This window comes from Pseudomonas piscis (genome assembly GCF_009380155.1).
In the GTDB taxonomy this organism is placed as follows: Bacteria; Pseudomonadota; Gammaproteobacteria; order Pseudomonadales; family Pseudomonadaceae; genus Aquipseudomonas; species Aquipseudomonas piscis.
In genome coordinates, this window is record NZ_WHUV01000001.1 from 676,961 (window position 1) to 689,628 (window position 12,668).

General features: G+C 51.7%; 11 protein-coding genes. All 11 read left to right on the plus strand.

Going from position 1 to position 12,668, the window contains the following annotated elements; translation table 11 throughout:
- Nucleotides 1-136 precede the first annotated feature (136 nt).
- The 11 genes from GDH07_RS03170 to GDH07_RS03220 all read left to right on the plus strand — a co-directional run bounded on the left by GDH07_RS03170 (nt 137) and on the right by GDH07_RS03220 (nt 12,585).
- Nucleotides 137-919 carry a class II aldolase/adducin family protein gene (locus tag GDH07_RS03170; protein ID WP_022642367.1) on the plus strand — a complete coding sequence of 261 codons (783 nt, stop codon included), beginning with the start codon at nt 137-139 and terminating at the stop codon, nt 917-919.
- Nucleotides 919-1,821, plus strand: a complete 903-nt coding sequence (locus tag GDH07_RS03175; RefSeq protein WP_152896659.1) for an alpha/beta fold hydrolase — start codon at nt 919-921, stop codon at nt 1,819-1,821. Before GDH07_RS03170 ends, GDH07_RS03175 begins: the two co-directional genes overlap by 1 nt.
- 148 nt (nt 1,822-1,969) lie before the next feature.
- A complete protein-coding gene (locus tag GDH07_RS03180; RefSeq protein ID WP_022642369.1) occupies nt 1,970-2,881 on the plus strand; it encodes an SDR family oxidoreductase in 912 nt (303 codons plus the stop codon).
- Nucleotides 2,882-3,799: 918 nt separating this feature from the next.
- Nucleotides 3,800-5,470 carry a sugar phosphate nucleotidyltransferase gene (locus GDH07_RS03185; protein ID WP_218584724.1) on the plus strand — a complete coding sequence of 557 codons (1,671 nt, stop codon included), beginning with the start codon at nt 3,800-3,802 and terminating at the stop codon, nt 5,468-5,470.
- Nucleotides 5,467-5,862, plus strand: coding sequence for a GtrA family protein (locus tag GDH07_RS03190; protein WP_152896660.1), 396 nt, complete (start codon nt 5,467-5,469; stop codon nt 5,860-5,862). Before GDH07_RS03185 ends, GDH07_RS03190 begins: the two co-directional genes overlap by 4 nt.
- Complete coding sequence (locus tag GDH07_RS03195; RefSeq protein WP_152896661.1) at nt 5,859-6,557, plus strand: glycosyltransferase family 2 protein; 699 nt, start codon at nt 5,859-5,861, stop codon at nt 6,555-6,557. The genes GDH07_RS03190 and GDH07_RS03195 overlap by 4 nt, the downstream gene beginning before the upstream one ends.
- A complete protein-coding gene (locus GDH07_RS03200; RefSeq protein ID WP_218584725.1) occupies nt 6,554-7,159 on the plus strand; it encodes a phosphatidylinositol-specific phospholipase C/glycerophosphodiester phosphodiesterase family protein in 606 nt (201 codons plus the stop codon). The genes GDH07_RS03195 and GDH07_RS03200 overlap by 4 nt, the downstream gene beginning before the upstream one ends.
- Nucleotides 7,160-7,284: 125 nt before the next feature.
- Nucleotides 7,285-9,207 carry a nucleoside/nucleotide kinase family protein gene (locus GDH07_RS03205; protein ID WP_218584726.1) on the plus strand — a complete coding sequence of 641 codons (1,923 nt, stop codon included), beginning with the start codon at nt 7,285-7,287 and terminating at the stop codon, nt 9,205-9,207.
- Nucleotides 9,207-9,950 carry an HAD family hydrolase gene (locus GDH07_RS03210; protein WP_152896663.1) on the plus strand — a complete coding sequence of 248 codons (744 nt, stop codon included), beginning with the start codon at nt 9,207-9,209 and terminating at the stop codon, nt 9,948-9,950. The genes GDH07_RS03205 and GDH07_RS03210 overlap by 1 nt, the downstream gene beginning before the upstream one ends.
- The gene (locus GDH07_RS03215) at nt 9,950-11,443 is read left to right on the plus strand and encodes a hypothetical protein (RefSeq protein WP_152896664.1); all 1,494 of its coding nucleotides are present in this window, start codon (nt 9,950-9,952) and stop codon (nt 11,441-11,443) included. Before GDH07_RS03210 ends, GDH07_RS03215 begins: the two co-directional genes overlap by 1 nt.
- Nucleotides 11,444-11,565: 122 nt before the next feature.
- Nucleotides 11,566-12,585, plus strand: a complete 1,020-nt coding sequence (locus GDH07_RS03220) for a class II aldolase/adducin family protein (RefSeq protein ID WP_152896665.1) — start codon at nt 11,566-11,568, stop codon at nt 12,583-12,585.
- The last annotated feature ends 83 nt before the right edge of the window (nt 12,586-12,668 follow it).

Here is a 12,668-nt window from a genome sequence, read left to right on the forward strand (position 1 = left end):
GCCCGGCGGCGCGGCTCGGCCGCCGGCTGACCCGCTCGGCCATCAAGCTGGCTGCCAAGGCGACTCCGTGGTGCGCCAGGGGTGTCTAGACTCCGAGGGTCCTCCTTCCAATAAAAGCCAACATGAGGTCCCAGCCGTGAGCCTAGCCCCCGTTCAATCCACTGCGAGTGTCAAGGACCAGGTCAGCGCCCTGGAATGGCAAACCCGCCTGGACCTGGCCGCCTGTTATCGCCTGGTGGCGATGCATGGCTGGGATGACCTGATCTTCACCCACATCTCGGCCAAGGTGCCGGGCACCGACGAGTTCCTGATCAACCCGTTCGGCATGATGTTCCATGAGATCACCGCATCCAGCCTGGTGAAGGTCGACCAGGCCGGCAACAAGCTGATGGACAGCCCCTACGAGATCAACCCGGCGGGCTACACCATCCACAGCGCGGTCCATGCGGTGCGCCACGATGTGCTTTGCGTGCTGCATACCCACACCGCGGCGGGCGTGGCGGTGTCGGCGCAGCGGCAGGGCGTGTTGCCCATCAGCCAGCAGTCGCTGTTCGTCCTTGCCAGCCTCGGCTACCACCCCTACGAGGGCGTGGCCCTGAACCCCGAGGAGAAGGCCCGGCTGCAGGCTGACCTGGGCGACAACAATTTCCTGATGCTGCACAACCACGGCCTGCTGACCTGTGGTGCGAGCATCGCCGACACTTTCCTGATGATGTTCATCTTCCAGCGTGCCTGTGAAATCCAGGTGCTGGCGCAGAACGGCGGTGCCGAGCTGATCGCCATTCCCGCGCCGGTGCTCAGCGGAGCCAAGGCGATGATCGCCGGGGTCACCCGCAGCGCCCAGGGCATGGGCGGGGTGTTGGCCTGGCCGGCCCTGCTGCGCAAGCTCGAGCAACTCGACCCGGGGTACAAAGCCTGATGCCTCTCGCCGAGATTCCCCTGAGTGTCTGGCGCACCCATGGGCAGGACTTGCAGTTTCGCGGCCAGGCCGTTCGTTACTGGGTGGCCGGGCAGGGCGAGCCGCTGTTGCTGATCCATGGCTTTCCCACCGCCAGCTGGGACTGGCACTACCTGTGGCAACCCCTGGCGCGGCGCTACCAGGTGATCGCCTGCGACATGCTCGGCTTCGGTGATTCGGCCAAGCCCCTGGATCACGACTACAGCCTGCTGGAACAGGCGGACCTGCAGCAGGCGCTGTTGGCGCATCTGGGGATCGCGGGGCCGCTGCACGTGCTGGCCCATGACTATGGCGACAGCGTCGCCCAGGAACTGCTGGCCCGGCATTACGAGGAGCGCATCGAGATCGCCAGTTGCGTGTTCCTCAATGGCGGCCTGTTCCCGGAAACCCATCGTCCGGTGCTGAGCCAGAAACTGCTGCTCAGCCCATTGGGCTGGATGCTCGGGCGCGTGTTCAGTCGCGAGGGCCTGGCCAGGAACCTGCAGCAGGTGTTCGGTCCGCAGAGCCAGCCCAGCGAAACGGTGCTGGACGACTTCTGGAGCCTGGTGCAGAGCAACCAGGGGCCGCGCATCCTGCACAAGTTGATCGGCTACATCCCGCAGCGGCGCCAGCAGCGCGAGCGCTGGGTCGCGGCCATGCAGCACGGCGAGGTGCCGCTGCGGGTGATCGATGGCGCCCAGGACCCGATCTCCGGGGCGCATATGGTCGAGCGCTATCGCCAACTGATCCCGCAGCCGGACACCGTGCTGCTGCCGGGCATCGGTCATTACCCGCAGATCGAGGCGCCGCGGGCGGTGCTCAAGCACTACCTGGCCTTTCGCGATGCACTACAGGCTCCGGTCAGCCGCGCCGTAGGCTCCTGAACCCTGCGGGGCACAGCCTCGCTGCGGCCCCGGCTCGACTATCCCGCTGTCTTATCGCGCACCATTCAGCTGCGGCCCTGTTCGTTGTAGGCCCCGGCCGGCTGGCCGACACTCGGATTCTTGTCCATTGGCCCTGCTGGAGTTCGGTATGAGTGAGTCTGTGCGCTTGGAAGACAAAGTGGTGATCATCACCGGGGCCGGTGGTGGCCTGGGGCGCGCCCACGCCTTGTTGTTCGCCCGCCACGGCGCCAAGGTGCTGGTCAATGACCTGGGTGGTTCGGCCCAGGGCGAGGGCGCCAGTGCCTCGGCGGCCGATCGGGTAGTCGCGCAGATCCGCGAGGCGGGCGGCATCGCCGAAGCCAACCACGACTCGGTGACCGACGGCGAGAAGATCGTGCAGAACGCCCTGGATGTCTTCGGCCGGGTCGACGTGGTGGTCAACAACGCCGGAATCCTGCGGGACAAGACCTTCCACAAGATGGACGACACCGACTGGGACCTGGTGTACCAGGTGCACGTCGAGGGGGCCTACAAGGTCACCCGCGCCGCCTGGCCGCACCTGCGCGAGCAGGCTTATGGGCGGGTGATCTTCACCGCCTCCACTTCGGGCATCTACGGCAACTTCGGCCAGTCCAACTACGGCATGGCCAAGCTGGGGTTATATGGCCTGACCCGGACCCTGGCGCTGGAAGGGCGCAAGAGCAATATCCTGGTCAACGCCATTGCCCCCACCGGCGGCACGCGGATGACCGAGGGCCTGATCCCGCCCCAGGTGTTCGAGCAGCTCAAGCCGGAACTGGTCAGCCCGCTGGTGGTGTACCTGGGCAGCGAGCAGTGCCAGGAAACCTCCGGCTTGTTCGAGGTCGGTGGCGGCTGGATCGGCAAGGTGCGCTGGGAGCGCAGCCTGGGCGCCGGCTTCGATCCGCGCCAGGGTTTCTCGCCGGAGGATGTCGCGGCCCATTGGCGAGAGATCTGCGATTTCGACGGCGCGGTCCATCCCAAGGACAACCTCGAGGCCCTCAAGGAGATGATGCAGAACCTGCAAAAGTACGCGATCTGATTGCGTCCGGCCGCCGCTTCGAACGCTTTCTCCCGGGCCATGTCCGAGCCCTGGAGCGGCGGCCGCAACTACCCTTCACGGGCGTCCTGCCCGGCCATTTTCCCAGGCATAAAAAAGGCCGCTGCAAGAGCAGCGGCCGAAGTAAGACGTTAGATCAAGGAGCTACAAAATCAACGTCAGTGAACCTGGGTGGGCGGCTTGGATCGAGTCGCTTCAAGCCTGCCGGAATCGGTTGCCGAGAAGCCCTGCACAGCACTTGTCTCGGTGGTGGAGCCAGGCTGTTTGCCGTGACTGCGAAAGAAGAATAAGCCCTGGCCGACCCCGGAAAAATAGCGATTCAGGACAAGGACTGTTACAGCCAGAGCAATAGTGTGCATTGATGCTCGCCTTGGTTATGAGCCTTGTATCGATGCCCGTGGACACTCTCGCGGTAGATCGACGAAGACCGCAGGCTGGTGGCCTTGGAGGGGCACCACGATGGTCGTGGCTATGTAATGGGGCACAGGGCGTGCGTGGGCTATCGCGACCAGTAGAGCCGGGCCCCAGTCGCCTTGCTCTCCGGCGCGTTGCACTAAGTGGCAGGCATTTGAAGCTGCACTTTCCATGGCCTGCTGAGCGCACTGACCAGAAGACAGCAGTGGTTTTAACGAACTCTTGGGGAAGCTCCCCGCGCACAGTAAGACAAGAGGGAATGGGCTGTTTGATGGTTGTCAGACGCTAATGGCCGCCCGCTGAGTCATAGGCCGTTTACCGTACGGCTGAGCGGAGTTTCGCCTTAGGCGCGAGGTAACCGGAATGTGCAGTAGATCTTATCGACCTTCCAACGTTGACAGATTAAACTCGCAGGCTTAAGAGGCCAGGGGTGGAGTGGCCGCTTGACTTGACAAAGCCAAGGTAAACCAATAGGGCGGATATTTTGTGCAAATTGTAGTTCCGATGTCGGGCTTTGGAGAGCGATTTCGTAATGCCGGATACTCTATCCCCAAGCCATTGATTGAAGTCGATGGAAAGCCCATCGTGGCCCATGTCATAGATATGTTTCCTGGCGAATTGAATTTCATCTTCATTTGTAACCAAGAGCATCTAGATGAGCCCGCTTATCGCATGAAAGACATTCTGAAGGAGTTCTGTCCTTCAGGGCGAATAGTCGGGATTGCACCTCACAAACTTGGCCCGATCAATGCTGTACGCCAGATAGAACATCTGCTTGACCCTAACGAGCCTGTGGTGGTCAATTACTGTGATTTCACTTGTTATTGGGATTGGCATCACTTTCAGCAATACGTCGTTGACACTGCTTGTGTAGGGGCTATACCCGCTTATAAAGGGTTTCATCCGCACTCACTAGGCAGCACGAACTACGCTTATATACGTGAAGTAGATGGTTGGGTTCACGATATTCAGGAAAAGCAACCCTATACAAGCAATCGAATGGAGGAATATGCCTCCAGTGGTACTTATTATTTCTCTTCAGCGCAAGTGATGCTTGATGCATTTCGCTTTGTGGTGGAGCAGGATCTGAATATTGGCGGTGAATATTATGTCAGCCTCGCCTACAAGTCACTTTTTAATGGTAAAGAGCCTGTAGTCGTTTACCCACTTCAGCACTTCATGCAATGGGGGACACCGGAAGACGTTGCTGAATACAATGTTTGGTCGAGTGCCTTCAAGGAATTGGCCACTCAGCCCGTAAACAGTACGGTGCCACAAGGAACTCTGGTCATTCCCATGGCAGGCCTGGGGCAACGTTTTGTTAATGAAGGATATGTGCAGACCAAGCCACTCATTCCCGTTTCTGGAGTGCCAATGGTCGTCCAGGCGACTCATGACTTACCGCCTGCCGAACAGCATGTCTTTGTATTGCGCAAGGATATGGTGGGATATGAGGGGCTGGCTCATGAGCTAAGAGAACTCTATCCAAGCGCGAACATAAAAACCATTGATCATGTGACTGAAGGACAAGCCTGCACAGCATCGATGGGGTTAGACGGATTGGAGTATAGAGGGGGGGAAGTGCCTGGCCCGATCACGATAGGTGCTTGTGACAATGGTGCGCTTTACAGCGCCGATGAATTCAACAGGCTTGTCAGTGATCCGTCAGTAGACATTATAGTCTGGGGCGTTCGAGGTTATCCTAATGCTTGCCGTCACCCAAAGATGTTTGGATGGATCGAGGCCGAGGGCAGCTTGATTCACTCGATATCTGTCAAGGCTCCATTAGATAAGCCTACGGTTGACCCCATTGTCTTGGGGACGTTTACCTTCCGTAAGGCAGAGTATTTTCATCGTGCCTTAGAACGGCTCATTGCCCGCGAAGGTCGAGTCAATGGTGAGTTCTACATAGACTCCTTGATTAATGATGCAATTGAGTTGGGCATGCGCTGTCACCTCTTCGAAGTGAGCAGTTACCTGTGCTGGGGTACGCCAAATGATTTGCGTACATTTGAGTATTGGCAATCCTGCTTCCATAAATGGGCTGGTCACTCCTACCGTTTGGAGCAGGATCGACGAGTTCCACGAGAGCAAGTTAGTGTGCTTGAGGAAAAGTATCAAAAGATGGTGCCTGAGTTGCCAAAGAGGCATGCATGATCAAGCGTGAGCTAGGTGTGTTTCTAGTTGTTGGTATCTTGAGTGTCCTGATCGATTTTTTCAGTTACCACGCTTTGCTTGGGCTCGATGTAAATATCGCAAAAACGGTAGGTTTTCTGAGTGGCGCATTGTTTGCCTACTTTGCCAACCGCTATTGGACATTCGGTTATAAGCCTCATGTGCCTGGTAGTATCTGGCGCTTTGCAATTTTGTATGCCAGTACTCTCGGGGCTAATGTCCTAGTCAACTATCTGGCATTGAAGTGGTTCTCCAATATATCTGCCCCCGTCCTGCTGGCTTTTCTTGTTGCGACAGGGGTTTCTGCTGGACTTAATTTTCTGGGTATGAAGATTTTTGTATTCAGAGCTCGTACTGCTTCGGAGCTTCAATGAGGCTTTCACTTGTTATCCCTTGTTATAATGAGGCAGCAAATTTGCCTCTATTGCTTGAACGTTGTAAGGAAGTGGTGTCTGGTTCGGATGTTGAAGTGATTTTAGTCGATAACGGCTCCACGGATAGCACTCCTGATGTTCTCGCCAAGTTGCTTCCTCAGTATCCAGGTTGCCGAAGCATTCGTGTCGAAAACAACAAAGGGTATGGTTTTGGAATTGTGTCCGGCTTGAAGGCTGCCAAAGGGCAAATTTTAGGTTGGACGCACGCAGACATGCAAACCGATCCGCAAGATGCACTTAGAGGACTGCTTCTGTTTGAGAAGTATGGCGATAATATATTTGTGAAGGGGCGGCGTTATGGGCGTCCCTTCATGGATGTCGTCTTCACTATCGGTATGAGCCTTTTTGAAACGGTTCTATTGACTAAACCGATGTGGGATATAAATGCCCAGCCGACAATGTTCTCTCGGGATTTTTTTAGCAGGTGGAGTGCGACTCCTGATGACTTCTCCTTGGACCTCTATGTCTATCATCATGCCCGACTGCAGAAACTGAAAATTTGTCGATTCCCTGTGAGATTCAGCGAGCGAGCGCATGGTGTTTCGCACTGGAATGTGAATTGGGCGGCGAAGTGGAAGTTCATTAAAAGAACCATTGGTTTTAGTCTTGAATTAAAAAGGAAGCTTTCAAAGTGAAACTAATTTCTCATCGCCGTAATACTATCGCTGAATTACAGGCAACTGATAGAAAATATGGCGTTGAAGTGGATATTCGCAGCAGTGGCCATGAGCTTATTATACATCATGATCCATTTGTTGTTGGTGAGTGCTTTGAAAAGTGGCTGGATTCTTACAAGCATGGAACCTTGATTCTCAATGTCAAAGAGGAAGGGCTCGAGGGGCGCTTGATTGATCTCATGGCATCGAAAGGTATTGAAGAGTACTTTTTTTTGGATCAGTCTTTTCCTTTTCTCATCAGGTGGTCGGGCAAGTGCGAACATCGCTGCGCTGTACGGGTATCAGAGTTTGAGTCGATCGAGACAGCATTAAGCTTGGCAGGAGTAGTGCGTTGGGTTTGGGTCGACTGTTTCACCAAGTTTCCGCTAAGTGAGGCTGATGCTGTACGTCTCAAGAGTGCTGGGTTCAAACTCTGTATAGTTTCTCCAGAATTGCAAGGGCGTGATGCCGAGACGGAAATTCCTGCCTTGGTAAAAGTTATGAATGCGCTGGCTATTGTGCCGGATGCGGTTTGTACGAAGCGCCTTGATATTTGGGAAAGTCTGGTAGTTACACAATGAGAAAAATGTGTTGGCATCCATTATTTTTCCTGGGACTTGCAATTCGTTTAGCTCTCATAGCCACTATGGCTCCTCTTGCAGTCTCCGACTGGTATGTTCCATTCTTGGGTGACAGCACTACGTCATTGACTATCGATCCTTGGTCAGTATGGGTCGCGGGTGGGGGAGAAGCGGGAGCCTTTCCTTATGGATATGCGATGTGGCTGGTTTTTTTGCCGATGGTATTTGTCAGCAAACTAATTGGTATTCCTCTGCAGTATGGCTACGAGTTGACATTGCTCATTGCCGATTTCTGCCTGTTCATTACATTGCATAATCTCCTGCCTGGGCGCCATCGGCTTTTACTTGTCGCCTATTGGCTTTCACCGATCGTCATTCTTGCGAGTTACATGCTAGGGCTGAATGACCTTGTTCCTGCTTTGTTTTTGACGCTGTCAATATTGTTTGTCCGGAAAGTCGAGCTAAAGAAGGCTGGGGTTTTTTGTGCAGCGGCTATTTCCGCTAAATTGAGCATGATCGTCGCACTGCCGATATTTATGATCTATCTGTACAACAATAAAGCTTTGCGGCAGCATATTTTAAAGTTCTTTTTTGGGTTCGCTGGTTGTGCATTGATTCTTGGTGTTCCATTTGCTTTTTCTGACGCCGGTATTCAGATGTTGTTCGGAAATCCAGAAATGGGAAAGGTTTATCGAATAGCACTGAATTTGGGTGGCGGAGTCTCTATTTATATAGTTCCGTTGATTTACCTGGTTATGTTGTATCTGGTATGGCGAGTTAGGCGTCTTAACTTTGATCTATTTCAGATAATTGTGGGAATGTCCTTTTTTCTGATTGTATTGATGGTTCCTGCCTCTCCTGGATGGTTCGTGTGGAGCTTGCCGTTTCTTGTTCTTAACCAAGCTACGAGTGGGCGTCTCTCTATGCTGTTGATAGGGGGGTTTTCTGCTTTATATGTAATAAGTACCCTTCTTGTCACACCACTATTGTTCTTCAATGGGGGCAGTTTCGATTTGAGTCAAATGCTCCATGTGACAGGGCATTCGGAAAATATGGCAGCCTCACTGCTGCATACCGCCATGGTGGCGATTGGCATGGTATTGGCTATCCGGATACTGCGTGAAGCAGTTACCCGCAATGACTTCTTCAGATTAAGTCGTAAGCCTTTTGTCATAGGAGTGGCGGGCGACTCCGGAGCTGGTAAAGATACCTTTGCTGATGCAATTACAGGTCTTTTCGGAGCCCACTCAGTCGTGAAGCTTTCTGGTGACGATTATCACCTCTGGGACAGACAGAAGCCGATATGGCAGGTGATGACTCATCTCAATCCCATGGCCAACGATTTGGAAGGCTTCTGCAGTGACCTTGTATCCTTGACCGACGGGAAGCTCATCCAGTCCAGGCATTACGACCATCAAACAGGAAAAATGAGTAAGCCGTTTCGAATTGCCAGCAACGATTTTATCCTGGCCAGTGGTTTGCATGCGCTGTATATGCCGATCCTCAGAGATTGCTGCAATCTGAAAATTTATCTTGATATTGACGAAGGCTTGCGGCGCTACTTCAAGTTGAAGCGGGATGTGCATCAGCGAGGTCATACTATTGAGCGGGTACTATCTTCTTTTGATAAAAGAGAGCCTGACTCCGAACGGTTCATTCGACCTCAATCGAGTCATGCCGATCTGATATTTGCATTACAACCGATTCATCCTCGGATGCTCGAGAGCTTTGATGACGAGCGCCCCTTGCGCTTAAAATTGATGGTTAAAACACGACATGGTTTCAATGAGCTTTGGTTGAACCGGATTTTAGTCGGTGTTTGTGGGCTGCATGTTGATATGGACGTCAGTAGTGATGGAGCAGAAGTTCAAATGACGATAGAGGGGGAATCATCTGCAGCAGATATGGAATTTGCCGCAAGTATGCTTAGTCCTCACGTCCTTGAGTTTCTAGATATCTCACCTGAGTGGCAGGATGGCATGGTCGGTTTGATGCAGTTGATCACCCTGTCACATATTGGCCAAGCACTTACAAAGCGATTTATATAATGAAAATAAATAATCAAGAGCGGTTTGCCCGCCTGCCTGATGCTATTTTGTTCGATACGGATAATACTCTATATCCTTATGATCCGGCGCACGCGGCTGCCCAAGCGGCAGTTCGGAATAAAGTTGTAGAGATGTTTTCTATTCTGCCGGAAGAGTTTGATAAGGCTTTTGATCAGGCTAGGGGGCAAGTTAAGGCACGTTTAAAGCACACTGCGTCTTCCCATAGCCGGCTGCTTTACCTTCAACGGATGCTAGAGATCATGGGCTTGGGGTCTCAGGTACTTCTAGCCTTGGACTTCGAGCAGACTTATTGGAGAACTTTTCTAAGTAATGCCATTTTGTTCGATGACGTAAAAGAACTATTGGACGATATTCGGCTTCTGGGAATTCCCGTCGCGATCGTCACCGATCTGACTGCGCAAATACAGTTCAGGAAAGTTGTGTATTTTGGGCTTGATCACTGTTTTGATTACATTGTCACCAGTGAAGAAGCCGGTTTTGACAAACCGCACGAAGCTCCTTTTCAGATTGCGTTGGAAAAAATCAGGCCAAAGGGTGACTGTATTTGGATGATTGGAGATAACCCAATAAATGACATTCGTGGTGCTAAAGAGCAAATCAAGGCCACTACCATTCAGAAAATACACAAAGGTGTAGTTGAAGGGGAGCGGGATTGCCTTCCAGATGCGAGTTTTGCAGAGTTTTCACAACTTAGAGAGGTTGTTCGGAGGCTGGCAAGATAATGGGTATTTCGCAAAGCCGCATTACGCGGGGCTTGGAGCGGGCTGCCTGCTTTCTACAGAAACATATTGGCATTCTGGCATGGATCGTAGGCGGGCTATTTCTCTTTTCCCTTTTTACGCAGGGGATTGCTAAAGGTGGGCGATGGGACCTTTATGAGGCCATTGCCATGGCAGATCAACTATCAGGTAAATTTGGTTATAGCCAAGGCTCTATAGACTGGTTCAAGCCTTCGACGCCTTACTTTCCAGGTGTATCATTTTTAGCTGCTCTCACTCGAACGTTTGGCGGTTATCAGGTCGAGATGCTGTTGTTCGCTGCGTCTGCATGTGTGGTTTTTCTGCTTTACTTATTGTTCTTCTTGTACAGAAGTGGAGGAGGGAGTTGGCCTCTTGCCCGCTTCTTTGTATTTTCGGTCGCGGTTTCTTATTTCTTTCTTCCTTCTTGGCTTGATTATGCAAAGGAGTTCAAGCCAGATGCTATATCGCTTGTGTTTTTTGTTGCGGGATCTTTAGCACTTCTAAAGCTTGAGCGAGGAGTGAATAGGGCAGTTCTGGTAGTTTCTCTGCTGGCTATTTCATTGCTGTTTAAACAGCAGATCGTCGCGCCGATGTTTGGTTTGTCATTGGTAAGCTTCTTGAAGCACGGCTCATATTTCGAAAAGATCAAGGATTTTACGTACATATGCTTGGGAGGAATCCTGGGATTAGGGATTGCTATAAGTGTCGAAGGAGGTCTTTTTTACGCGGTTTTATCTCATGTGGGAAGAGGTAGGGTATCTGTTGTAGATAAAGAGCATCTCCAGCTTTTTCTCGAAGTATTCGGAGTCGTTTTTTTTGCTTTAGCTGTTTTGGGTTTTAATTCCTTCAAGGAAAGACTGGCGGCTCTTGTTAGTAATGGAGCTGTTTTACTAATTCCCGCTATTTTTTGGTTTCTCGCCTGTTTTTCTGGGGCAATGAACTATGGCGGGAACATCGGAAATACTGCTGTTGGGATGGTTCTTTTCATACCCGCGGCGGCGATGTTCTATCAAAAAATAAATCCAGTGGTCATTTCTGGGCTTGCAGTTGTATTGATATGTTTAATCTCAACGGATGTCGCGACTAGTCATTGGTTGGAGGAGTATAGGGAAAGACTATCGCTCGATGCTGAAGTCGCCGAGAAAGTAGCGGACTATAAGCCTGAGTCTATTCTTGTGTCGGGTGATAGCTATATTTCGGTGCGGAATCTGGAGGTGGGAAGAATCTCGGAGATTGATACGTGGGCGCACATTCATCAAGGTGTAAATAGAAAGGAAGTTGCACCGGATGGAGGCTCTTTGATCGATTTTTTGAAACCCGACGCAATAGTCTGCGTACAAGGATGTTCGGTATTCGAGAAAGATTATTCCTTTCGGCCGCTTGATCATGGTTATAGGGAGGAAAGGATAGTTTCAGGTGGTAGAGATAAGGTTCTGTTTTTCAGGAGTGATTTGACTTCGGCTGCTCATCAATAGATGGCTTAGGTCTTTATGAGGGGTTTGGTTGCCTCAATGTATACCTATAGTTATCAAGGCTGGGGTTGCGAATAAGATGCACTTTGGCCTTGGAGTTGTTGAATTTCTGGAGAGAAGTGAGGATGTCAATGTTATCGATGGCTGAGCAGGTGAAAGCATATTGCGCTCGAGTAGGCGAAGACCCATTGCTAGTCCAGGGGGCAGGAGGGAATGCTTCTTGGAAGGAAGACAATTTACTTTGGGTTAAAGCATCTGGCACATGGCTGGCAAATGCTGAGAAGGAAGATATTTTCATTTCCGTTGATTTAGCTGACCTACGCGAGAGAGTCTCTAGTGGTGACTTCTGCTTGGTTCCAAAAGTCGTTGGTCAGTCAACGCTGAGACCCTCAATTGAAACAATTCTACATGGTCTGATGCCGCATAATGTAGTTGTGCATCTTCATGCAGTTGAAGTTCTGGCGTATCTGGTGAAGGAATCGGCTTTTGAAGAGCTGAGCGCGCGGCTAGGAAGCTCCTTGAAATGGTTGTTTGTCAATTACTTCAAACCCGGTGCAGACCTTGCCCGGGCTGTTCATGAACAGCTTGAAATGCATCCTGATGCCGATGTTGTTTTCCTCAAGAATCACGGGGTTGTGATTGGCGGTGCAAATACTCGTTCTGTTGAGCAGACGCTCGAAGAACTAATCTTGTATTTGCAAGTGAAGGCTATTCAAGCTACGGGAGATAGTCTATCGCCGACGCTTGAATTGACGTCTTTACCTAGTGGTTATGTTCGTTGTGTTGATGAAGAGATCAATCAGTTAGCAATAAACTCCAGATTGTTTTCCCGGCTGAAAAACGCTTGGGCGCTTTACCCGGATCACATAGTATTTTTGGGGGCGGAGGCATCTATTGTTGAGGCCGCGAGCGATTTTGTTTCTCTACAAGATACCTCGACCAGGCCACATTATATTTTCATTGCGGGCCATGGTGTGTTTGCAAATGAGTCGGTCGCTGAATCGCACCAGGTGCAGTTGCGTTGTTATTACGATGTGCTTGTCAGACAGTCGGAGTTTGAGGAACTGAGTTCGCTCACCTCTTCTCAAGTCGCTGAGTTACTTGGTTGGGATGCCGAGAAGTACCGGCAGTCTTTAGCTGTCTGAGCGATACCAAGAGCTCTGTAGGAGTGCAGGCTGACTTCCACGTTTGTCGTGTGGAGGGGAGCGCGCTTGAGTATGGGAGAGAG

Bases quoted from the DNA above. Each gene is read 5' to 3' on its own strand.
- GDH07_RS03195 (WP_152896661.1), top strand. From the start codon at position 5,859: ATGAGGCTTTCACTTGTTATCCCTTGTTATAATGAGGCAGCAAATTTG.
- GDH07_RS03210 (WP_152896663.1), top strand. From the start codon at position 9,207: ATGAAAATAAATAATCAAGAGCGGTTTGCCCGCCTGCCTGATGCTATT.
- GDH07_RS03220 (WP_152896665.1), top strand. From the start codon at position 11,566: ATGTCAATGTTATCGATGGCTGAGCAGGTGAAAGCATATTGCGCTCGA.
- GDH07_RS03215 (WP_152896664.1), top strand. From the start codon at position 9,950: ATGGGTATTTCGCAAAGCCGCATTACGCGGGGCTTGGAGCGGGCTGCC.
- GDH07_RS03190 (WP_152896660.1), top strand. From the start codon at position 5,467: ATGATCAAGCGTGAGCTAGGTGTGTTTCTAGTTGTTGGTATCTTGAGT.
- GDH07_RS03175 (WP_152896659.1), top strand. From the start codon at position 919: ATGCCTCTCGCCGAGATTCCCCTGAGTGTCTGGCGCACCCATGGGCAG.
- GDH07_RS03180 (WP_022642369.1), top strand. From the start codon at position 1,970: ATGAGTGAGTCTGTGCGCTTGGAAGACAAAGTGGTGATCATCACCGGG.